22 protein-coding genes, 1 tRNA gene and 1 riboswitch are annotated in these 21341 nt (G+C 58.6%); of the genes, 9 read left to right on the top strand and 14 right to left on the bottom strand.

The genetic code is table 11. The annotated features are described in order from the left end of the window. Positions 1-54: 54 nt before the first annotated feature. From Q0864_RS06870 to Q0864_RS06840, 7 genes are all read right to left on the bottom strand, one after another. A complete protein-coding gene (locus Q0864_RS06870; RefSeq protein WP_298567136.1) occupies positions 55-978 on the bottom strand; it encodes a LysR family transcriptional regulator in 924 nt (307 codons plus the stop codon). Positions 979-1004: 26 nt separating this feature from the next. After that, complete coding sequence (locus Q0864_RS06865) at positions 1005-2042, bottom strand: oligopeptide/dipeptide ABC transporter ATP-binding protein (protein ID WP_298567134.1); 1038 nt, start codon at positions 2040-2042, stop codon at positions 1005-1007. Further along, positions 2039-3034 carry an ABC transporter ATP-binding protein gene (locus Q0864_RS06860; RefSeq protein WP_298567132.1) on the bottom strand — a complete coding sequence of 332 codons (996 nt, stop codon included), beginning with the start codon at positions 3032-3034 and terminating at the stop codon, positions 2039-2041. The genes Q0864_RS06865 and Q0864_RS06860 overlap by 4 nt, the downstream gene beginning before the upstream one ends. A 4-nt stretch (positions 3035-3038) precedes the next feature. Continuing rightward, positions 3039-3989 (bottom strand): ABC transporter permease, encoded by a 951-nt coding sequence (locus Q0864_RS06855; RefSeq protein WP_298567128.1) that lies wholly within the window; start codon positions 3987-3989, stop codon positions 3039-3041. Further along, positions 3986-4966, bottom strand: coding sequence for an ABC transporter permease (locus tag Q0864_RS06850; protein ID WP_298567126.1), 981 nt, complete (start codon positions 4964-4966; stop codon positions 3986-3988). Before Q0864_RS06850 ends, Q0864_RS06855 begins: the two co-directional genes overlap by 4 nt. A 139-nt stretch (positions 4967-5105) precedes the next feature. Further along, on the bottom strand, positions 5106-6662 hold the full coding sequence (locus tag Q0864_RS06845) for an ABC transporter substrate-binding protein (protein ID WP_298567123.1): 1557 nt from the start codon (positions 6660-6662) through the stop codon (positions 5106-5108). Positions 6663-7049: 387 nt separating this feature from the next. Continuing rightward, a tRNA-Lys gene (locus tag Q0864_RS06840) sits at positions 7050-7125 on the bottom strand. Between the two features lie 110 nt (positions 7126-7235). On the opposite strand from Q0864_RS06840, the gene dapF reads away from it, so the two are divergent. From dapF to Q0864_RS06805, 7 genes are all read left to right on the top strand, one after another. Then, entirely contained in the window at positions 7236-8072 is an 837-nt protein-coding gene (dapF, locus tag Q0864_RS06835) for a diaminopimelate epimerase (RefSeq protein ID WP_298567120.1), read from the top strand. A gap of 1 nt (position 8073) precedes the next feature. Then, entirely contained in the window at positions 8074-9336 is a 1263-nt protein-coding gene (gene mtaB, locus Q0864_RS06830; RefSeq protein ID WP_298567117.1) for a tRNA (N(6)-L-threonylcarbamoyladenosine(37)-C(2))-methylthiotransferase MtaB, read from the top strand. Positions 9337-9420: 84 nt separating this feature from the next. Next, entirely contained in the window at positions 9421-9699 is a 279-nt protein-coding gene (locus Q0864_RS06825) for a hypothetical protein (RefSeq protein ID WP_298567115.1), read from the top strand. 3 nt (positions 9700-9702) lie between these two features. After that, the gene (locus tag Q0864_RS06820) at positions 9703-10305 is read left to right on the top strand and encodes a glutathione S-transferase (protein ID WP_298567113.1); all 603 of its coding nucleotides are present in this window, start codon (positions 9703-9705) and stop codon (positions 10303-10305) included. A 219-nt stretch (positions 10306-10524) separates the two neighbouring features. Further along, entirely contained in the window at positions 10525-11088 is a 564-nt protein-coding gene (gene petA / locus Q0864_RS06815) for a ubiquinol-cytochrome c reductase iron-sulfur subunit (protein WP_298567110.1), read from the top strand. A gap of 11 nt (positions 11089-11099) precedes the next feature. Then, the gene (gene petB / locus Q0864_RS06810) at positions 11100-12425 is read left to right on the top strand and encodes a cytochrome b (protein WP_298567107.1); all 1326 of its coding nucleotides are present in this window, start codon (positions 11100-11102) and stop codon (positions 12423-12425) included. 17 nt (positions 12426-12442) lie between these two features. Beyond that, positions 12443-13240, top strand: a complete 798-nt coding sequence (locus Q0864_RS06805) for a cytochrome c1 (RefSeq protein ID WP_298567104.1) — start codon at positions 12443-12445, stop codon at positions 13238-13240. A 61-nt stretch (positions 13241-13301) separates the two neighbouring features. Here the strand turns inward: Q0864_RS06805 and Q0864_RS06800 are convergent, their stop codons facing one another. The 3 genes from Q0864_RS06800 to thiB are packed head-to-tail and all read right to left on the bottom strand — an operon-like array spanning position 13302 to position 16502. Further along, a complete protein-coding gene (locus tag Q0864_RS06800; protein WP_298567101.1) occupies positions 13302-13994 on the bottom strand; it encodes an ATP-binding cassette domain-containing protein in 693 nt (230 codons plus the stop codon). Continuing rightward, entirely contained in the window at positions 13981-15519 is a 1539-nt protein-coding gene (locus Q0864_RS06795) for a thiamine/thiamine pyrophosphate ABC transporter permease ThiP (protein WP_298567099.1), read from the bottom strand. Before Q0864_RS06795 ends, Q0864_RS06800 begins: the two co-directional genes overlap by 14 nt. Further along, positions 15516-16502, bottom strand: coding sequence for a thiamine ABC transporter substrate binding subunit (gene thiB, locus Q0864_RS06790; protein ID WP_298567096.1), 987 nt, complete (start codon positions 16500-16502; stop codon positions 15516-15518). The genes Q0864_RS06795 and thiB overlap by 4 nt, the downstream gene beginning before the upstream one ends. 35 nt (positions 16503-16537) lie before the next feature. After that, a riboswitch (TPP riboswitch) is annotated at positions 16538-16641 on the bottom strand. 97 nt (positions 16642-16738) lie between these two features. Between thiB and Q0864_RS06785 the strand changes: the two genes are divergently transcribed. Then, positions 16739-17695, top strand: a complete 957-nt coding sequence (locus Q0864_RS06785) for a DMT family transporter (RefSeq protein WP_298567093.1) — start codon at positions 16739-16741, stop codon at positions 17693-17695. Positions 17696-17758: 63 nt separating this feature from the next. After that, entirely contained in the window at positions 17759-18865 is a 1107-nt protein-coding gene (aroC, locus tag Q0864_RS06780; RefSeq protein ID WP_298567090.1) for a chorismate synthase, read from the top strand. A 3-nt stretch (positions 18866-18868) separates the two neighbouring features. Here aroC and Q0864_RS06775 read toward each other — a convergent pair whose 3' ends face one another. From Q0864_RS06775 to Q0864_RS06760, 4 genes are all read right to left on the bottom strand, one after another. Beyond that, entirely contained in the window at positions 18869-19279 is a 411-nt protein-coding gene (locus Q0864_RS06775) for a thioredoxin family protein (RefSeq protein ID WP_298567088.1), read from the bottom strand. An 11-nt stretch (positions 19280-19290) separates the two neighbouring features. Beyond that, the gene (locus tag Q0864_RS06770; protein WP_248364778.1) at positions 19291-20004 is read right to left on the bottom strand and encodes a cytochrome c biogenesis CcdA family protein; all 714 of its coding nucleotides are present in this window, start codon (positions 20002-20004) and stop codon (positions 19291-19293) included. Between the two features lie 57 nt (positions 20005-20061). After that, on the bottom strand, positions 20062-20937 hold the full coding sequence (locus Q0864_RS06765) for a DMT family transporter (protein WP_298567083.1): 876 nt from the start codon (positions 20935-20937) through the stop codon (positions 20062-20064). Positions 20938-21022: 85 nt separating this feature from the next. Continuing rightward, positions 21023-21310 carry an HU family DNA-binding protein gene (locus Q0864_RS06760; protein WP_091427903.1) on the bottom strand — a complete coding sequence of 96 codons (288 nt, stop codon included), beginning with the start codon at positions 21308-21310 and terminating at the stop codon, positions 21023-21025. Positions 21311-21341 lie beyond the last annotated feature (31 nt).

The raw sequence follows: 21341 nt of genomic DNA, 5'->3' as shown, positions 1-21341 counted from the left end.
ACTAGCGTTTGTTAACACTCTTGCGCAGAACGCGAAGGCGCGCTCATATCTGCTTTAACTAACCTGCGTGGCCCGTTGCAAAAGCAGCCGCCGCCACAGACCATCAAGTGTCGGTTTGGTGTTCTTGGGATCGCGGTAGATTCTGACCTCAAGGTCAGTGGCCAAACGTTCATCAACTATGGCCAACCGTCCCTCTTCAAGCTCTTGCCGGCATAGGGTAAGCGGCAACCAACCGATGCCAAATCCCTCCAGAATCATGGCCTTCACGCTGTTGGCAAGCGCGTTCTGGTTCACCACCAGAACTTTCTGGGGTTTGATCAGTTGCTCCAGCACAAACCCTTGCACGGCGCGCAGCGCGGAAACTGCGCCATAAGACAACAGCGGCATCGCCTCCTTGCCACCACGCTTGAAAACGAACTCGGGGCTACCATCAGCGCGGGTGCGCGAGACTGGCACGAACCGATCCGCGGACAGGGTCAAGTGTTCGAAATTCGCAACCTCCAACGGCCCAAGGAACTCCATCGAGGGATGCCAATAGGTCAGGATCACATCACAATAGCACTGCTGAAGGGCGCTCACGAATTGGTCAGCGGCCCACGATGTCGAATTCAGATCCGTATCGATCCCGCTTTCACTGGCCAGGGGCGCGATCAGGGTCTTGTAATGCGTCATGTAAAGCGACTGCGAGGCCGCGAAACGAATGACATTTTCGCTGGCTGCATCAATGGTCTGGCAACGCTCGATCGTTTCCTCGTAAGTGCGCAGCATAATGCGCGCTTGCGAGGCGAAGACCTCGCCTGCCGGGGTCATCGTCAAAGGCAGCGTTTCGCGGTTGATCAGCCGAACGCCGATTTCGTTTTCCAGCGCGCGAATGCGCCGCGAAAACGCAGGCTGGCTGACATTGCGGTCTTCTGCCGCGCGCGAAAAATTCTTGCACGCGACCAATGCTTCAAAATCTCTTAGCCAAACGATGTCCAACGACGCGGGTCCATATCAGGTGCCGACTACCCGTCCTCAAGCCGCCCTTCTTCAACGGCATGACACGCCACGACGCTTCCGTCGGGCTGCTGAACGGTTTTCGGCTTTTCAGCACTACACCTGTTGTTCGCAAACGCACAGCGGCTTTGAAAGGGGCAACCTGGCGGCAAGTTGATCGGCGTCGGGATCTCGCCTTTCAGGCGGATATGGTTCGGCCGGTCATCCTTTAGCTGCGGCACCGCGGACAACAACGCCCGAGTATAGGGGTGTTTCGGGTTGGAAAACAATGTCGCAGTCTCTGCGACTTCACAGACCGACCCCAGATACAGAACCGCCACACGGGTTCCGAAATGCTCCACCACGCTCAGATCATGGGTGATGAACAGATAGGTCAGGCCACGGCTTTCCTTGGCTTCCAACATCAGGTTCAGAACCTGCGCCTGGATCGAAACGTCAAGCGCACTGATGGGTTCGTCCGCGATGACAAACTCGGGATCGACTGTCAGGGCACGCGCGACGGCGATCCTTTGTCGCTGGCCACCGGAAAACTCATGTGGGTATCTCTTGGCCCAACTGGGGTCGACGCCCACAGACATCATCACCTCGGTGACTTTGTCGCGCACCTCAGCCGCGGAATACGCGGGGTTATGGTGGCGCACCGGTTCTTCCAGCGCCTGCAAGATCGTCATGCGCGGGTTGAGAGAGGCATAGGGGTTCTGAAAGATCATCTGGATCTTGTTGCGCAACGGTTGCATTTCGGCACGCGACAAGTCGTCGATACGACGACCATCATAATGGATTTCGCCGCTTGTTGGGGTCAACAGACCCGCAACCAAACGTGCGACGGTCGATTTTCCGCAGCCGCTTTCACCCACGACGCATAGCGCCTCGCCCTTGTTGACATCCAAAGTAACATTGTTGACCGCGTGAACCGCGCGGGTCTCGCGCACAAGTCGCCCATTGCGAAACTTGATCGTTTCAAGCCAGCCCTGGTCCAGATCAAACTGCTTTTCCAGCGCGTTGATTTCGACCAAAGGCGACGGCGGCACATTCATATCTTTCATGCGCTTTGCTCCTGTCGGTCACCACCGGCCTGAAGGCGTGCCACTTCGTGGCAGGCAACTTCGACATCGCCATAGCGGGCGATTTCGGGAATATGCGTGCGACACAAATCGGTTGCAAACTCGCAACGCGGATTGAAGGGGCATCCCGGTGGAATATTGGTGAGTGACGGCATGTTGCCCGGAATTTGACGCAACTTGTGTCCCGGCAGGGTTTGTTGCGGCAGGGCATTGATCAGCCCTTGGGTATAAGGGTGTTGCGGATCGTTGATGATCTCACGTGTGCGACCCGCCTCGATGATGCGACCAGCATACATGACCAAGGTGCGCTCGGTCATCTGGCTGACGACACCAAGGTCGTGGGTGATCAGAATTAGCCCGACCTTGTTGGACTGACACAGCTCCAAGAGCAGCTCCATGATGTCGGCCTGAATGGTCACGTCCAGCGCGGTTGTTGGTTCGTCCGCGATGATCAACTGCGGGTCCAGCAGAAGCGCAATCGCGATGATGATCCGCTGGCGCATACCGCCGGAAAGCTCATGAGGGTATTGGTCCAGCCGCTCTTCCGGCGATGGGATATAGACCTCGCGCAGCTTGACGATAGAAATCTGGCGCGCCTCTTCGCGGCTAAGTTTGCGGTGGGCCAACAGGGTTTCGACCATCTGTTGGCCGATTGTCAAAACCGGGTTCAGCGTCACCATGGGATCCTGAAAGATCATCGACATCTTATCACCGCGCAGTTCGCGCAGGCGTTTGTCGCTCATCTTCACGACGTCTTCGCCGTCCAGCAAAATCTCGCCGCGGTCGACGTAACCGGGGCGGCTGATCAGGTTCATCAGCGAAAATCCGGTGATGGATTTGCCTGCACCACTTTCGCCGACAATGCCCAGACGCTCACCTTTCGCCACATCGAACGAAATACCGTTCAAAGCGGTCACGGTTTCGTCGCGCATAGCAAATTTCACGGTCAGGTCTCGGACGGAAAGCAAAGACATCGCGTTACCCCTTATAGAGTTTCGGGTTCAGGACATCGCGCATCCAGTCGCCCAGCAAGTTGATGACCAGCACCAGAACGACCAGAACGACACCGGGGATCACCGTGATCCACCAGCTGCCCGAAAAGATATAGTCGAACCCGGACGAGATCAGAGACCCAAGCGACGGCTGGCTGGGCGGCATACCCAGACCAAGGAAGCTCAGCGAGGCTTCCGAGATGATCGCGTTGGCCACTTGAACGGTCGAGATGACGAAGATCGGCGACAAGGAATTGGGCAGGATATGCCGCACCATGATCCGGCCGGGGCCAAAGCCCAGCACGCGCGCGCTATCAACGTATTCCTTCTTTTTCTCGGCCAGAACGGTCGCACGGACCGTGCGGGCATATTGCGGCCACTCAGCCACGCCAATCACAGCGATAAGAAAGAACACCGCATAGCGGTTGAACATCTCGGACCCGAACATCGCCTGTGTGACCGCCAAGAAGATTATGGCAACCATCAGGGTCGAAAATGACAATTGGATATCAGCCATCCGCATCAACAGATTGTCGAGACGCCCGCCGATATAGCCCGCGATCAAGCCGATCGAGATGCCCAGAAATGCCTGCAACGCGACGGCGCAAACCCCGATAAGCAACGACAGGCGGGTGCCATACAAGATCGTGGACCACAGGTCGCGGCCCTGATCATCTGTGCCGAACACAAACTGAGGCAGCGCCCCGTCTATCCAGACCGGCGGATATTCCGAGTTCATGATGTCGATCTGCGCCGGGTCGTAAGGATCATATGGCGCGATTAGCGGTGACAGAATTGCAGCACCGGCAATCAACAGAAAAATGATCATGCTGACCATCGCCACCGGGTTACGCCGAAAACTGTAGCCCAAGTTGGAATTCAGGATCTTTGACCAGCGCGACGGTTCTGTGCTGGGGGAAAGGGTCTCGGTGCTCATGCGCCCATCCTTGCAAGGTTCACAGTCGGGTTCACCAACCCGTAGATCAGGTCAACGATTGTGTTGGTCACGACGAAGATGAAGCCGACAACGATCAGGTAGGCGACGATCAGGGGTGTATCGACCCGGTTCACGGCCTCTAGGAACATGAAACCCATGCCCGGCCACTGAAAGACGGTCTCGGTCAGGATGGTGTATGCCACCATCGTGCCGATCTGCACACCGCCAACGGTAATGACCGGCAGAAGTGTATTTTTCAGCGCATGCACGAAATAGATGCGGCGGGGCTTGATGCCCTTGGCGACCGCGTATTTCACATACTCGGACTGCAATACTTCCATCATTTCGGCTCGGATCAGGCGCACAAACAAGGGCAACATGATCGAAGCAAGCGCAATGGAGGGCAGGATGATATGCATCCAACCATCAAAGGTTGCGAAGTTGGTTTCCCAATAGCCCCAGACCTGCACAACATCGCCGCGCCCAAAGGATGGGAACCAGCCATATTCGACCGAGAAGACGAAGATCATCAAAATGGCAGTCAGGAACACCGGAACCGAAATACCGATGATCGACAGACCCATGATGATGCGGCTCAGAAACGCATCGGGTTTGATCGCGGTAAATACGCCAAGCGGCACCGACAGGCCGATGATGATGACCGTGGCACCCAGAACAAGCTCTAACGTTGCGGGCAACTTCTTCAAGATCACGTCCAGCGCCGGTTCCTTGAAGAAATAAGAAGTCCCCAGATCACCCTGCAGCGCATTGCCTGCAAACCGCAGATACTGAACCATGAAGCTGTCATTCAGGCCAAGTTCGTCGCGTAGCTGCTGGCGGACTTCTTCGGAGACAGACTGGCCAACCAGCTCGCGCAGCGGGTCGCCAAGATTGCCTTGAATGGCAAATGCAATCAGCGAGATGACGAACATCACGGCTATCGCCTGAAAAACTCGCTTCACGAGATAGGCAAACATTGTTTTTACCTTTTTTGGCAGTGGTCAAGTTGCACCGTCAGGCAACAGAACCGAGGTCACTCACCCCGGCGACGGCCTTTGTGCAACGATATGGGAAACCGGGCCGGCGCAAAGTCGCCCGGCCCGGTTGTAGGGATGCTTATTCGACGACCAGGTCACCGAAATACGGGAAGTTCAGTGCGTTCACGATCTCACCCGAGTTCATGCCCGACTTGGAACCCCAAGCAAGGTTCTGCCAGTGCAGCGGAATAAAGGCTGCCTCTTCATACAGGATACCTTCCAGCTTTTTCAGCATTTCGCCGCGTTTGGCTTGGTCGGTTTCCGTATTCGTGGCGATCATCAAAGCGTCTGCTTCCTCGTTGCAGTAGTTGCCCGAGTTATACTGACCGTTACCGGTTGCTTCGTCCGGGCACGCCGTCAGGAACTGGTGGAAGTTGGCAGAATCTTCGGTGTCCGCATGCCAGCCGATCATCATCATATCAGCCGCACGTTCATCAAACGCGGGCCAGTATTGCGCTTTCGGCATGGTTTGCAGGTCAACTTTGATGTTGATCTGCGCCAGCATCGAGGCAACGGCCTGTGCGATCTTGTCATCGTTCACATAGCGGTTGTTCGGCGCCATCATGGTGATCGAGAAACCGTCGGCATATCCAGCATCAGCCATCAATGACTTCGCCATTTCCACGTCGAAACGCGGGGCCAATGCCTCGTCATACCCCAGGTAGCCTGCAGGGCTTGCTTGACCGCCCACGGTGCCGAAGCCCCGCATGATACGGTCAACGATACCAGCGTTGTTCACGGCATAGTCGATCGCCTTGCGTACGCGTGCATCCTTGAACGCCTCAACACGTTCCTGGTTCATCTGGAATGTGATGATCCGGGTGCCGGGCATGGTGATCAGGTCGACGCCATCGGCATCTGCCACACGTTGCAGGTCGGTCGGCGGAACCGGCGCGATAAAGTCAACGTCGCCAGACAGAAGCGCGGCCACGCGGGTCGGGTCTTCTTTAATCGGCGTCAGGACGATTTTGTCCACGTTGCCTTTGCTTTCGGTATCCCAATAGTCGGCAAAACGGTCGAACACCACTTTCACGCCCTGCTCACGCTCGGACACAACATAAGGACCGGTGCCCGACACGTTACGCGATGCGAAGCTGTCGCCGTGCTTGACGATTTCCGACTTGTCTTTGCCATCATCGGTTTCGCCAGTGTAGAACGCGCTGTCCATCGGGAAGATGTAGGTCGCGGTATGCAGCACCAGCGGATACGGCGCCGAGGTTTTCAGATCGAAGGTCATGTCGTCGATGACTTCAACATCTGTGAACTGAGCGAAGATCCCCTTGAAGTCATCACTTTGCTTCAGACGGTCAAACGTCCAATCCACGTCATTCGCGGTCAACATGTTGCCCGAATGGAACTTCACACCGCTTTTCAGCTTGAAGCGCATTGTGGTGTCGTCGATCTGCTCCCAGCTTTCAGCAAGGCGAGCTTCGAACTGCAGGTCTTGCGTCCAACGCACCAGCGGGTCAAAGACCATGTGCGACAGCTGCAACGTGCCGCCCGAAAGCTGTTCGTGCGGATCCAGCGATACCGGGTCGGCGTCATAGGCGACACGCACGGTATTTTCGGCAAATGCTGCCGACGCCATTGTCGCCACGACGGCCGCAGCCGTCAGGCTTCTGACAAATTTCGTCATTGAGATACTCCCCTGTGTTTGTGGAAGCGACGCTAGCGCCCGGACGGTCACAAGCGCAAATGCTCAAATCGAATAGGGTATGCAGGGGACGCATGGGGTTGGGCTGCAGCCTTGCCAGTATGGCGCAAACAGCATGCTCCGGTCGCGCTCTACAGACCGGAGCACTCAAGAGCCTGCCCGCCGACACCCATTTCCGCCTTGTCCGGCCGCGCTCATTTGCCCTTCATATCTACCTTGGCCCACCTTGCGTGGGTGCTCTGCAAGGCAGCGGCTTGCCGACAAGCGCGATTCTTGGGAGGCGAGTTCTCGTATAGCTTCCGGCAAGCAAACAAACGAAAGCCGCGCACGATGGCGCGGCTCGTAACATCTTGATAATTAAGATGAAAGTGGTGAGCCGTGAAGGATTCGAACCTTCGACCCACTGATTAAAAGTCAGTTGCTCTACCAACTGAGCTAACGGCCCACTCTGTGAGCGCGGTGACTATAACCGCAGGCAGGACAGGTCAACCCCAATTTCCAAGGAATGTGTGCGATCTCTGGCAAAAGTTCACACAAACGCTTATATCGCGGCGCATGGCTTCTGATGGCACATATACGCAGACGATCGACTTCATGAAATGGCATGGGGCGGGCAATGACTTCGTGATGATCGATTCACGGGGTCATGACGCTGTTGTGACACGCGATTTGGCTGCCCGGTTGGGTGACCGGAATCGCGGTGTCGGGTTCGACCAGCTGGCCGAGATCCGAAGCTCGGACGCCGCCGATATCGACCTTGATTTCTGGAACGCAGACGGCAGCCGGGCGGGAGCGTGCGGCAATGCCACGCGCTGTGTGGCGCGCTTTATTCTGGACGCGACCGGAAAAAGCACCCTGACCATTCGCACCGCACGTGGCATTCTTGAGGCCCGCACGGACGGCGATCAGGTCTCGGTAAATATGGGGGTGCCTCAGCTTGACTGGAAAGCTGTGCCTCTGTCGCACAAGGCCGATACGGCCCATCTGCCGCTAGACGGTGACCCCGTCGCAGTCGGTATGGGCAACCCGCACTGTGTTTTCTTCGTGGACGACGTTGATGCGGTGGATGTCGCCGACATCGGCCCGCGCATCGAACACAACCCGCTGTTCCCTGAAGCCACCAATGTCGAATTCGCCGAAATCCGTGCGCGTGATGAAATCCGCATGCGCGTCTGGGAGCGCGGCACCGGCATCACGCTGGCCTGCGGATCAGGTGCCTGCGCAACCGCCGTTGCCGCCCATCAGCGCGGCCTGACCGACAAGCGCCTGCGGATGGAGCTGGACGGCGGCTGGCTGACGCTTGACTGGCGCGACGACGGGGTCTGGATGACCGGACCGACCGCATTTGTTTACAGGGGCCAGCTTACGCCCGCCTTCCTGAAGGGGCTGTAGCATGACGGCCAAACCCCCCGTTTTCGCGACGCTGGGCTGTCGCCTGAACGCCTATGAAACCGAGGCAATGAAGCGGTTGGCCGACGACGCGGGCGTTGAGGGCGCCGTGGTGGTGAACACATGTGCCGTCACCGCCGAGGCTGTGCGCAAAGCCCGTCAGGAAATTCGCAAGCTGCGCCGTGAACACCCCGACGCCAAGGTGATTGTCACCGGATGCGCGGCCCAGACCGAGCCCGAAACCTTTGCGGCCATGGACGAGGTGGACGCCGTGATCGGCAACCATGAAAAGATGGAACCCGCGACATGGGCGGGCCTTGCCCCAGACCTGATCGGCGAAACCGAGCGTGTGCAGGTCAATGACATCATGTCCGTGACCGAGACCGCCAGCCATCTGATTGACGGGTTCGGCACGCGAAGCCGCGCTTATGTGCAGGTGCAAAACGGCTGCGACCACCGCTGCACCTTTTGCATCATCCCCTATGGCAGGGGCAATTCGCGCAGCGTGCCCGCAGGCGTGGTGGTCGACCAGATCAAGCGCCTTGTGGATAAAGGCTTCAATGAGGTTGTGTTGACCGGCGTGGACCTGACCAGTTGGGGCGCTGACCTGCCGGGCGGGCCTCGGCTCGGTGACCTTGTCATGCGTATCCTGCGCCTCGTGCCAGACTTGCCGCGCTTGCGGATCAGCTCGATCGATTCCATTGAAGCGGATGATAATCTGATGCTGGCCATCGCGTCCGAGCAGCGTCTGATGCCGCATCTGCACCTGAGCCTGCAACATGGCGACGACCTGATCCTGAAACGGATGAAACGCCGTCACCTGCGCGATGACGCCATTGCCTTTTGCGAAGAATCCCGCCGATTGCGCCCCGACATCACCTTCGGCGCCGATATCATTGCAGGCTTTCCGACCGAAACGGACGCCCATTTTGAAAACAGCCTGAAACTGGTCGCGGATTGCGACCTGACCTGGCTGCACGTGTTCCCGTATTCCAAACGCGAAGGCACCCCGGCGGCCAAAATTCCCACGCAGGTTAACGGGACCATTATAAAAGAGCGCGCCGCCCGCCTGCGCGCCGCAGGTGACGCGCAGGTTGATCGCCACCTTGCCGCCCATGTTGGACGTAAGCATCAAATCCTGTTGGAAAACCCCACCATGGGCCGCACCGAGCATTTTGCCGAAGTAGTATTTGGCAAACCACAGGTTGAGGGCGCGATCGTGACCGCCACGCCGACCAGCTGTGATGGCCATCGGCTGGTGGTCTGACTCGTCGGCAAATGATCGCCAAGCAAGCACCAAAAGTGGACAGACCCGCTCTGCCTCCCTACATTTAATGGGAAGGAGGATCACATGCCCCTGCCCCTAGCCCCAATTGCCGCTATTGCTTTGCGCTATGGCACCGTCGCGGTTGCGACCTATGCCCTTGCCCGCTCTGTCGAACGCGGTCGCCGCGATCAGCGTGCCGAAGACGCTTTGGATGATGCCCCCGAAGGGATGACCGCGCGACGTGACGCTGAACAAGTGAATGCGACCGCGCGTATGCGGCGCGTGATTCGATTTGGTGACAGTGGACCCGGCATCGAAATTGATGCCGTCAGCCTGACCCGTATCCGATTCCGAAAGGTCTGACTGATGCAACTTATCTTTTCGCCAGCCTCTCCTTTCGCCCGAAAGGCGCGGATGGTGATTTTGGAAACGGGTCAGCAAGACGACATCGAATTGGTCGAGGTCATGTCCTCACCGACAGCGCCAGCCCCGCAATTGACCGCTGCCAACCCCTTATCAAAAATACCCGCGCTGGTCAGATCAGATGGCCCTGCTCTTTATGACAGTCGAGTCGTTACGCGATTTCTGGACGCCCGCGCCGGCAGTGACTTTTACCCCGAAAGCCGTATTTGGGACGTGCTGACCGTCGAAGCGACCGGTGATGCGATCATGGATGCCGGTGTCTTGATGGTCTACGAGAACCGCTGCCGCCCCGCTGACATGCAGTTCGGCGGCTGGATGGATGCCCAATGGGGCAAGATCGAAGGCGCGCTGGATGCCCTGAACGCCCGTTGGATAAGCCAGCTGTCTGGCCCGCTGGACATGGGGCAAATATCGGTTGGTTGCGCCTTGGGCTATCTTGATTTCCGCCATGCTGACCGCGAATGGCGCAAGGGTCGTGATGCGCTGGATGACTGGTTCGCCGTCTTTGCCGCGCGGGACAGTTTCAAGGACACCGCACCCTATTGAGTCGCCACAAAGCGCGTATTGGCCCTCGATGGACCGAAGTTTTTCATGCTGCGCGCGCTAACATGCGATCTCAGTGCCTTGAAAAGCTACCCCTGCGCCCTAATGACTTCTGGACTGGCGGCTATTCCTTGGATAAACAGCCGCGAAACGGACTGCTTTCTTGGGCGGTCTACTGTCGTGTCGGTTGCAATTCTGCGACCTAGCTAGGGAGATGCGCTCTTGTCACACGCCGACGACCATGAAGGAACCCGCCGGGATTTCCTTTACTATGCAACTGGTGGTGCCGCAGCCGTTACGGCCGGTGCTGCGGTTTGGCCGCTTGTCAACCAAATGAACCCTTCGGCTGACGTGAAAGCGCTCAGCTCGATCCGCGTCGATATCTCGGGGATCGAGCCGGGGACACAGCTGACCGTCAAATGGTTGGGCAAGCCGGTTTTCATTCGTCACCGCACGGAAGAAGAAATCGGATTGGCCCGCGAACAAGACGCCGCTGATCTGCCCGACAAGTTCGCGCGCAATGACAACGTCGACGCGACGCTTTCTGCGGACGACGCAAACCGCACCATGGACGAAAATGGCGAATGGCTGGTCATGATGGGTGTCTGCACCCACCTGGGCTGTGTGCCTTTGGGTGATGGCGCCGGTGACTATCAGGGCTGGTATTGCCCGTGTCACGGGTCGCACTACGACGCATCTGGTCGTATCCGCAAGGGTCCTGCACCCGAAAACCTGCCCGTTCCCGTCGCCGAGTTTGTCGACGAAACAACGATCAAGCTGGGCTAAGGGAGGCTTACATGTCCGGAATTCCTCACGATCACTACGAGCCCAAAACGGGTTTCGAGAAATGGTTGCACGAACGGCTTCCCGTCGTTGGTCTTGCCTATGATACCCTGATGATCCCCACGCCGAAGAACCTGAACTGGTGGTGGATCTGGGGCATCGTCCTGGCGTTCTGCCTGGTGCTTCAAATCGTTACTGGCATCATCTTGGTGATGCACTACACGCCGCATGTTGATATGGCCTTCGCATCGGTCGAACACATCATGCGTGACGTGAATGGCGGGCATATGCTGCGCTATATCCACGCAAACGGCGCGTCGCTGTTCTTTGTGGCGGTCTATATCCACATCTTCCGCGGCCTGTTCTACGGTTCTTACAAGGCACCGCGTGAAGTGACGTGGATCATCGGCATGTTGATCTACCTGATGATGATGGCCACCGGCTTCCTGGGATACGTTCTGCCTTGGGGACAAATGTCCTTCTGGGGTGCGACCGTTATCACCGGCCTGTTTGGCGCCATCCCGTTCATCGGCGAAGGTTTGCAAACCTGGCTTCTGGGTGGCCCAGCCGTGGACAACGCCACGCTGAACCGCTTCTTCTCGCTGCACTATCTGCTGCCCTTCGTGATCGCCGCTCTTGTGGCCGTTCACATCTGGGCCTTCCACACCACGGGCAACAACAACCCGACCGGTGTCGAAGTGCGCCGTGGCTCGAAGGAAGAAGCCGAGAAAGACACTCTGCCCTTCTGGCCCTACTTCGTGATCAAGGATCTGTTCGGTCTTGGTGTCGTGTTGATCGTCTTCTTTGCGATTGTCGGCTTCATGCCCAACTATCTGGGCCACCCCGACAACTACATCGAGGCCAACCCGCTGGCGACGCCCGCACACATTGTGCCGGAATGGTATTATCTGCCCTTCTACGCAATCCTGCGCGCTTTCACGGCTGACGTTTGGGCTGTGCAGATTGTCAGCTTCCTGACAGGTGGCATCGTGGACGCAAAGTTCTTCGGCGTGCTTGCCATGTTCGGCGCGATCTTCGTGATGGCGCTGGTGCCGTGGCTCGACACATCGTCGGTCCGCTCGGGTCAGTATCGTCCAGCCTTCAAGTGGTGGTTCCGTCTGCTGGTTATCGACTTCATCGTTTTGATGTGGGTCGGTGCTCGTGACACGAACTTCCCGCATGACTGGATTTCGCTGATCGGTGCAACCTACTGGTTCGCCTACTTCTTGGTCATCCTGCCGCTTCTGGGTTTGTTTGAGAAACCCACGACGCCGCCGGCCTCGATCGAGGACGACTTCAACGCCCATTATCCCGGCGCTGCTGAAAAAGCGGCCGAGTGAGAAAGGATCAAGGAACAATGATCAAGACACTCACCACCTCCGCAATCATGGCGCTGGCGCTCACCACTGGTGGCGCGCTGGCCGCCGGCGATCAAGGTCACATCGAAGACATCGCGTTTTCGTTCGAAGGCCCGTTCGGTAAATACGACCAAGAACAACTGCGCCGCGGTTTGAAGGTCTACACCGAGGTCTGTTCGGCCTGTCACGGTCTGCGCTACGTGCCTTTGCGCACATTGGCTGATCCCGGTGGCCCGAACTTCACCGAAGACGAAGTGCGTGCCTATGCGGCCGAAAACTTCTTTGTCTATGACGCCGAACTGGACGAAGATCGCCCGGCCAAGCCGTCAGATTTCTTCCCGACCGTTTCGGGCGAAGGCATGGGCCCGGACCTGTCACTGATGGCCAAAGCCCGCGCGGGCTTCCATGGCCCCGCTGGCACCGGTATCAACCAGCTGGTCCGCGGCATCGGCGGTGCGGAATACATCGCCAGCTTCTTGACCGGGTTCACCGGCGAAGAACAAGAAGTTGCTGGCAGCATTCTTTACGGCAACACCGCCTTCCCGGGCGGCTGGGTGTCCATGGCGCCGCAGATTGAAGACGGCACTGTCGACTATGATGATGGCCACAACAACTCGGCCCATCATATTGCCGAGGACGTATCAGCCTTCCTGATGTGGACGGCTGAGCCCAAGATGATGGCCCGCAAGCAAGCTGGCTTTGTCTCGGTTCTGATGCTGGTCCTGCTGACCTCGCTTCTTTACCTGACCAACAAGAAGCTCTGGGCGCCGCACAAGGGCAAAAAAGTCGACATCTGATGCGATGATGAAAACGACAAGAAAAGGGCGCCTCTGGGCGCCCTTTTTCGTTGGGCTGGGTCTACCCGCCCAGATAGTCGCGCAGGGCGTCTGGCGGACTGTCAAACAGCTCTGCGGTTGGCTGCGGGGCATGTGCCCAACCCTCCGCGACCAGAACCACCTGATCCGCCAACGCACGCGCATCCTGCGGGTCATGGGACACCATCAGCAAAGTCGCATCGGTTTCGGTCACAAGCTCGCGCACCAGATCAAGCATCTCGGCTTTCAGCGCGGGCCCAAGCGCGCTGAACGGCTCGTCCAGCAGCAGTATGGGCTTGTTGCGCAGAAGAACCCGCGCCAACGCGACGCGGGCAATCTGGCCGCCTGACAGCTGTGCGGGTTTGCGCGCGCCCATGCCCATCAAACCGACACGGGACAAGGCGGTTTCAACCCGTTCCCGGTCCTGTGACGTCAGCTTCAGATCCGGCCTAAGACCAAGCCCGACATTTTGCGCAACGCTCAGATGCGGGAACAGGTTGTTGTCTTGAAAGACCATGCTGATCGGTCGCTTGGCCGGGTCGTCAGGCAAGGGCTCACCGTTCCACAAGATGCGTCCTGTCGCCAAATCCTGAAACCCCGCGATCGCCGCGAGCAGAGTTGACTTGCCTGCCCCGGAGGGGCCCAGAACGGCGACGCGCGCGCCCTTGGTGATTGTGAAGTCGGCCGAAAGGGAAAAATCATCCAGCACGACCTGTGCGGCTTCAACGGACAGCATTGACGCGGCCTCCTCGGTCGAAAATCCAGAATATCGAAAGCGACAATAGCAGTAGCAAAAGTCCGGCGGCGGCCGCGTCCTCCATCCGGTAGGCGCCCATCAGTCGGAACAATTGCAAAGGCAGCGTGGCATTGTGCGTATCTGCAAACATCGCGATTACACCAAGGTCACCCATAGACAATGCCCCAGCAAGGCCAAGCGCAAATCCGATTGGTCGGCGTAGCCGGGGCAGCCAAAGATAGCGCAGGCGTGCCAAGCCATGCATCCCCAATCCATCTGCGAGGGCGCCAAAGTTCGCTTCGGTCGCAGCAAGCGCTGGCACCAAGGCGCGCAGGGTGAAAGGCAGGCTCATCGCGGCGTTGACAAGGGCGGTAATTGGCAAGGCCAGATCAGAGGGCTTGATGAACGGAAAGGTGATGATGAACAGCCCCGTGCCGATCACCAACGGCGATGCCGCGATCGTCATATAGCCTAACCCCTCGATAAGACGAGACCGCCTTTGAACAGCGTAAACCGCGATCGGCAGCGCAAGTATCAACGTCAAGCCCGCCGATCCAAGCGCCACAAGAATGGACCGCAGCGCAGCGGCGTAAACCTGAACCGGTAGCGACAACACCCCCGGTAATCCGTTCACCACAACCATCGCAAGCGGCAAGGCGAGAAACAGCATCGCAAGCCCGACAACCAGAACGTCACGTGTGCGGTGCAGCACGCTGTCGTCCCAGCGCCGAATGGCGCGGTCCAGCCCAGCGCCCATATCACCGGGGATCGCGACCCAAAAAGCAATCAGCGCCGCGCCAGCCCCCAAGGCAAACTGGATTAAGGCCAGCAGGGCTGCGCGGCCAAGGTCAAAATCAAATCGGAACGCCTCGTATATCGCCAGTTCGACGGTCGTTGCGCGGGGGCCACCACCCAAAGTCAACGCGACGGCGAAAGAGGTCAGGCAGATCAGGAAGATGACCAGAGCTGCGCCCGGCACCACCTCGCGCAACATCGGGCGCTCTAGCATGCGCGCAATGTCATGCGGGCGCAGCCCAAGCGATGCGGCCAGACGGAAACGCTCGGCCGGTATTGAAAGCCAGCCTTGCAAGATCAACCGCGTCGCGAGCGGGAAATTGAAAAAGACGTGGGCCAAGATGACCCCGTGATAGCCGTAAATAGACACGGGTTCGGCGCCAAAAGCCCCCAGAACGGTGCTGACGACGCCAGAGCGGCCGAAAACCGCGATCAGCCCCAGCACCGCAACGATGACAGGTAGAATGAAGGGGGCCCCCAACAGTGTCACAAGAACAGTGCGCCCCGGAAAACGGCGCCGTGCCAAGGCGCGTGCGACTGGGATGGCAAGCAGAATGCTTAACGCGGCAGACAGGGCTGCCTGCCATAAGGTGAACCGCACCGCCGCCCAGTCCGCCGGGCCAAGCCGCGCGACGGCGTCCGCACGCAAGGCGACGGCCGCCAGTGTTCCAAAGGTCAGGCAAACGACCACCCCCAGCGCGATCACGCCAAGGGTGGTTGCACGGTTCATTTGGCCGACGTTGCGAGCCATTCTTCCACTGCCGGTTTGCGCAACGCGCCTGCCTCTTCTGACGAGAAGACCAGCGCCTTGCCGGGTTGCGCCAAGGTCTCGAACCCAGCGGGAAGGCCTGCTTTCGGCGTTACCGCTGGATACATCCAGTTGGTCGTCGGGATGATCGACTGAAACGCTTCTGACGCAACAAAGGCCATGAATTTGTCAGCCAATTCCGGCTGATCGGACGAGGCGACTTTTCCAGCAACCTCGATCTGCATGTAGTTGCCTTCCTCGAAGGCGATCGCGGCTTTGCTGTCATCATCTTCGGCGATCAGATGATAGGCAGGTGATGTAGTGTAGCTCAGAACCAGATCGGCCTCTCCCTCCAAAAACATGCCGTAGGCTTCTGACCAGCCCTTCGTGACCGTCACAACCTGATCGTTCAAACCAGCCCAAGCTTCGGCGGCTTTGTCGCCATAGACCGACTTGACCCAAAGCAGTAGCCCCAAGCCTGGGGTCGAACTGCGCGGGTCCTGGATGAGGATCGAAAGGTCAGACGCTGCGAGCGCATCGAAGGATTCCGGCGGGTTAGAGACCTTTTCCTTGTCATAGACAAAGGCAAAATAGCCCCAGTCATAGGGGATAAAAGTCGTATCGGTCCATTCGATCGGCAGCGACCAATCGGCCGTCACCGAATGTGGCGCGAACAGACCGGTGTCCTTGGCTGCCGCCGTCAAGTTGGTGTCGAGGCCTAACACAATATCCGCGTCCGTGCGCGCGCCCTCCAGCTTCAGACGCGCCAGAAGCTCGGCACCGTCCCCCATTGCGACGAACTCAAGGTCACAGTCGCATTCGGCCTCAAACGCCTTCTCGACGGCCGGGCCGGGGCCCCAATCCGACGTGAAGCTGTCATATGTGTAAACGGTCAGCGTATCTGCCGAGGCCGTGCTGGCGACGGTTGCAAGTGCTGCGCCTGCGACAAAGGAAATGGCTTTCATTTTCATCCTCCTATGGCGCCGGACGGTGTTCGGGTGAGGATGAGCCTGACCTTCCCTCCGCCGGTTCTAGCCGGTTCAGGTTCAACGGGTTTGCGTCATTGCATCTCAGCCGGTCAGTCCGGCACCCCGAGGTATCGCTATCTGTGACCGCTTTGCGTTGGCTTGACAACCCCCCCTTGACGTCACGGCGGCAATGCGCGATGTGACCGCTAACACCCAAAGTATCGGAGCCGGCCATGTCGGAAATCACACACACACCCGTCAGGGGGCTGGGCTTTGCTTTCGCGGCATTCGGGGTTTTTGCGACCCATGACGCGATCATTAAGGCGCTGGGCGTCAACTATGCCGTCTTCCAGATTATCTTTTTCGCGATGCTGTTTGCCTTTGTGCCGATGTCTATCCTGATGTTGGCTGACCGGCAGGTCGATAATTTCCGCCCGCGTCACCCGTGGCTGATCTTGTTGCGCGCGGCGACATCAGTCATCGCGATGTCGTCGGCCTTCTACGCGTTCACCGTTCTGACTTTGGCCGAGGTCTATGCTCTGCTTTTTGCCACACCGCTCTTGATCACCGCGATGTCCGCAATTTTTCTTGGCGAAACCGTGCGTGCACAACGTTGGGCTGCCGTTTTTGTGGGTCTTGTCGGGGTGCTGGTTGTGCTTAGACCAGGTGTTACGGAAATCACTTTTGGTCATATCTGCGCCTTGATCGCTGCTTTCTGCTCAAGCCTTGGATCGGTGATTATGCGCAAGATCGGCAACGAGGAACGGACCGCTGTCATGATCCTGTTTCCGATGCTGTCGTCCATCCTGTTCATGGGGCTGATCCTGCCGTTTGTCTATCGCCCGATGGAGCTGGGAGATCTGGGGCTTGTCGCCGGAGTCGGTGCGTTGTCCGTCTTTGCGCAGATCCTGATCATCGCGGCCTATCGCGCGGCGCCCGCTGCTGTGATCGCGCCGACCCAATACAGTCAGATTCTGTGGGCAACTCTGTTCGGGCTGCTGTTTTTCGAAGAGCTGCCGGACATCTGGGTCGGCGTCGGAGCAACGATTATCATCGGGTCCGGTATCTTTATCGTTTGGCGCGAAAGCCGGCCGTCCGTGTCGAATCGCAATCCGATTTTGCGAGACCCCAACCCGCGCTATGACGCTGGTCCCAGCCCGAAACCCAAGCACCGCCGCGAACAGACCTGACGCCGATGCGCTTCCCTTTCGCGCGGGCCTTCGCTATCACGCTTGCAACGAAGGAGCCTGCGCATGTCGATGAACAGTTTCGGTCATATCTTCCGCGTCACCACATGGGGTGAAAGCCACGGACCTGCCTTGGGGGCGACGGTCGATGGCTGCCCTCCGGGCGTGCCGCTGGAAGCTGAGATGATACAGGTCTGGCTCGACAAACGTCGGCCCGGTCAGAACAAGAACATGACGCAGCGCAACGAACCCGATCAGGTGCGCATCCTGTCGGGTGTGTATGAGGGTCAGACCACTGGCACGCCCATTCAGTTGATGATCGAAAACACCGACCAGCGCTCGAAAGACTATGGCGAGATCGAAAAGACCTTCCGCCCCGGTCATGCCGACATCACCTATTGGCAGAAATATGGTATCCGCGACCCGCGCGGGGGTGGACGATCCTCGGCCCGCGAAACGGCGGCGCGTGTGGCCGCTGGTGGCGTGGCGCGTGAGGCGCTGAAGGCGCTGCTGCCGGGGCTTCAGATCAAGGGCTACATGACCCAGATGGGCGCTTTGCATCTGGATCGTGAGAAGTTCGACTGGGACGCGATTGACCAAAACCCATTCTGGCTGCCCGACAATACGGCGGTCAAGGAATGGGAAGATTACCTGCAGCACCTGCGCACCAAAGAAAACGACAGCGTCGGCGCGGCGGTCGAGGTCGTCCTGCGCGGCGCACCCGCGGGTCTGGGCGCCCCGATTTACGCCAAGTTAGACACTGATCTGGCCGCCGCGATGATGTCGATCAACGCCGTGAAGGGTGTCGAGATTGGCGAAGGCATGGCGGCTGCGGGGCTGCGAGGGACCGAGAACGCGGACGAGATTTCGATGGGACCGGACGGCCCAATCTTCAACTCAAACCACGCAGGCGGCATTCTGGGCGGTATCTCAAGCGGTCAGGACATTGTCGTGCGCTTTGCCGTGAAGCCAACCAGTTCGATCCTGACTCCACGCCAGTCGATCACCAAGACGGGTGAACCCATCGAGGTTGTCACCAAGGGCCGTCACGACCCCTGCGTCGGCATCCGTGCCGTGCCCGTGGGCGAGGCGATGGCGGCTTGTGTCATCCTTGATCACGTCATGCTGCACCGCGCCCAGATGGGCGAAGGCGTGCGCGGCAAGATCGGATAAGGCTTAAGCCGTCGCCGCTGAAAGCGCCGTATCCATCAGCGCCTTGATATCAGACACCGAGGTGCCCGCCACGATCCGCCCAAGTTCCTGATCGCCTTTCAGCACAACAAGTGTCGAACGCCGCGGGATACGCAGGGATTTCGCAAGCTCGGACTTCCCGTGTTCGTCCCAGTCAACATTGATGAAGGTGATGGATTGGTCGTAAGCCGGGTTTTCTTCCAAAAGCGCATTGATCACACGCTCCTGTGCCGCACAGGTGCTGCACCAACTGGCTTTGAAGTCCAGAAAGACGGTTTCACCATTCTCAAGAGCCTTGGTCACAAGACCCGGCGCATAGTCGGCAATCGCGGCGCGCAGGGTCAGTGGTGCAAAGGCCGCAGCGGCGGTCAGGGTTAAAAAGTCACGGCGTTTCATTGGGGTCTCCTTCAAAGGGATACGGAAAGATCGTTTAGCCAAGCTGGCAGAGCGTTCACCGCCCAGGCTTCAACGACATGGTGAAAACGGAACAGGATCGCCAGACCGACGGCCAGAAAGATCGCCCCCATGATGGGGCGGGATTTCTGCGCAATCCGGCGCATTAGAGCCTGTCTGCGCATGATCGCAGACCGCGCGCCATAGCCCAGCGCAATGATGATGGTCGACACGCCCAGTGCAAACGCGACCATGATTGCGGCCGCCCAAGGAATGCTTTTGCCTTGTGACGCCAGCGAGATTGCCCCGCCAAGCGTCGGGCCGATGCAGGGGCTCCAAACCGCGCCCAACAACATACCGCCAAGGAATTGCCCGCCAAGGCTTGAGCGGTCGACATCGTCAAAACTTGTATCGGCGTGGGCGGACACGCCTGTGGTTGCTGTTGCAAATCGCTCTGACAAGACGGGCGTCATAAGGATAAGCCCGAAAGCGACCATCAAGATCGCGCCGCCACGCGCGACCATGTCTTCGGTCAGGCCAATCGAATAGCCTGCCACGGTGACGACAAGGCCCAGCGTGACGAAAGACACGCTCATCCCTGCTGCAACCGCGAGGGGTCCGTAACGGCTGGCTTGCAGCGCTGTCGCCAGCACAATCGGCAACACCGGCAAGACGCACGGGTTAATCAGGGTCAGCAGGCCCGCAAGATATCCGAACAAAAGCTCCATGGCATCAAACCTATGGAAATGGCCGCAAATGTCATCTCACGATGGCAACGCGCGCCTTCACGTCTGTGTGGGGTTTTGTTTCGAAAGCTGCACCGCAAGGATGCCAAACGTGATGATGGCAACACCGATAAAATCGGTGGTGGTCAGCGCTTCACCCAGCAAGAGCCAGGCAATTGCGACGCCAAAGAACGGGTTGAGGAAATGAAAGGTTGCTGCCTTCACCGCGCCTATGCGACCCACCAGCGCGAACCAGACCCAAGTGGCCAGCACGCCGGGCACAAGGACGGTATAGGTGAACGCAAGACCCAAGCGCAGGCTGGGTTCGAACGCCGGGCTTTCCAGAAACAGGGCGACGACGGCCAGCACGGCGGACCCCACAAACATTTGCAAGCCGACGATCATCATCAGATTGCCGCCGGACGAGGCTGTGCGCACGGCCAAAGTGGCGGCAGTCAGGGCGGCGGCGGCGATAAAGCAAAGCACCACGCCGGTCACATCAACGCCGCCAGACAACCGCGACCCCATGATCAGGGCGACACCAATCATCCCGGCCAACAGCCCGACCATCGCCAGCGGGCGCATCCTGTCACCCATCAGGATCCACCCCGCCAAGGCCACCATCAGGGGCATGGTCGAGGCGATGATCGACGCCAGACCAGCTTCGATCCATTGCATGGCGACGAAATTCAGACCCAGATATAGCGCGTTCTGGCAGACGCCGAAGATGATCACCGCCCGCCACTGGTTGCGGGTCAATTTCCAGCTTTGCCCAAGGGCGCGTGCAATGATCACGGCAAGCAGCCCTGAAATCAAAAACCGTAGCGCGAGCGAATAGAGCGGTGGTGCGTCCGCCACGATGATGCGCGCGGACGTGAAGGCCGAACTCCACATCAGGGCAAAACCCAGCCCCATCAGAATCGCGCGCAGATCCATGTCACCTCCGGCAAAAGAAAAGGGCCGCCACTTGGGCGACCCTTTCCGAATTCGTGTCCGGGGACAAGCCCCGAAGGCACCAAGATCAGCCGTTCACGCTGTCTTTCAGAGCCTTCGCAATGGTCATCTTCACGACCTTGTCGGCATCTTTGTGGATCTGCTCGCCGGTGGCGGGGTTGCGCACCATGCGTGCGGGACGCTCGCGGCAGTAAATCTTGCCGACACCCGGAAGGGTCACAGCGCCACCACCAGAAACTTCTTTGGTGATGATGTTGATGATACCGTCCAGCGCGCTCGACGCCGATTTCTTGTCCGAGCCCATTTCTTCGGCCAAGGCAGCGACCAGTTGGGTCTTCGTCATAGGTTTCGACATATAATACACTCCTCACATTTACCCATTTATT

Origin of the sequence: uncultured Aliiroseovarius sp. (assembly GCF_947497285.1) — a bacterium.
Lineage (GTDB): Bacteria > Pseudomonadota > Alphaproteobacteria > Rhodobacterales > Rhodobacteraceae > Aliiroseovarius.
The sequence above is the reverse complement of the archived record's forward strand: the minus strand, read 5'-3'. Positions and strand labels throughout refer to the sequence as shown.

Coding starts and splice junctions, on each gene's coding strand:
- Q0864_RS06865 (WP_298567134.1), bottom strand. CDS start 2,042: ATGAAAGATATGAATGTGCCGCCGTCGCCTTTGGTCGAAATCAACGCG.
- Q0864_RS06860 (WP_298567132.1), bottom strand. CDS start 3,034: ATGTCTTTGCTTTCCGTCCGAGACCTGACCGTGAAATTTGCTATGCGC.
- Q0864_RS06855 (WP_298567128.1), bottom strand. CDS start 3,989: ATGAGCACCGAGACCCTTTCCCCCAGCACAGAACCGTCGCGCTGGTCA.
- Q0864_RS06850 (WP_298567126.1), bottom strand. CDS start 4,966: ATGTTTGCCTATCTCGTGAAGCGAGTTTTTCAGGCGATAGCCGTGATG.
- Q0864_RS06845 (WP_298567123.1), bottom strand. CDS start 6,662: ATGACGAAATTTGTCAGAAGCCTGACGGCTGCGGCCGTCGTGGCGACA.
- dapF (WP_298567120.1), top strand. CDS start 7,236: ATGGCTTCTGATGGCACATATACGCAGACGATCGACTTCATGAAATGG.
- mtaB (WP_298567117.1), top strand. CDS start 8,074: ATGACGGCCAAACCCCCCGTTTTCGCGACGCTGGGCTGTCGCCTGAAC.
- Q0864_RS06825 (WP_298567115.1), top strand. CDS start 9,421: ATGCCCCTGCCCCTAGCCCCAATTGCCGCTATTGCTTTGCGCTATGGC.
- Q0864_RS06820 (WP_298567113.1), top strand. CDS start 9,703: ATGCAACTTATCTTTTCGCCAGCCTCTCCTTTCGCCCGAAAGGCGCGG.
- petB (WP_298567107.1), top strand. CDS start 11,100: ATGTCCGGAATTCCTCACGATCACTACGAGCCCAAAACGGGTTTCGAG.
- Q0864_RS06805 (WP_298567104.1), top strand. CDS start 12,443: ATGATCAAGACACTCACCACCTCCGCAATCATGGCGCTGGCGCTCACC.
- Q0864_RS06800 (WP_298567101.1), bottom strand. CDS start 13,994: ATGCTGTCCGTTGAAGCCGCACAGGTCGTGCTGGATGATTTTTCCCTT.
- Q0864_RS06795 (WP_298567099.1), bottom strand. CDS start 15,519: ATGAACCGTGCAACCACCCTTGGCGTGATCGCGCTGGGGGTGGTCGTT.
- thiB (WP_298567096.1), bottom strand. CDS start 16,502: ATGAAAGCCATTTCCTTTGTCGCAGGCGCAGCACTTGCAACCGTCGCC.
- Q0864_RS06785 (WP_298567093.1), top strand. CDS start 16,739: ATGTCGGAAATCACACACACACCCGTCAGGGGGCTGGGCTTTGCTTTC.
- aroC (WP_298567090.1), top strand. CDS start 17,759: ATGTCGATGAACAGTTTCGGTCATATCTTCCGCGTCACCACATGGGGT.
- Q0864_RS06775 (WP_298567088.1), bottom strand. CDS start 19,279: ATGAAACGCCGTGACTTTTTAACCCTGACCGCCGCTGCGGCCTTTGCA.
- Q0864_RS06770 (WP_248364778.1), bottom strand. CDS start 20,004: ATGGAGCTTTTGTTCGGATATCTTGCGGGCCTGCTGACCCTGATTAAC.
- Q0864_RS06765 (WP_298567083.1), bottom strand. CDS start 20,937: ATGGATCTGCGCGCGATTCTGATGGGGCTGGGTTTTGCCCTGATGTGG.
- Q0864_RS06760 (WP_091427903.1), bottom strand. CDS start 21,310: ATGTCGAAACCTATGACGAAGACCCAACTGGTCGCTGCCTTGGCCGAA.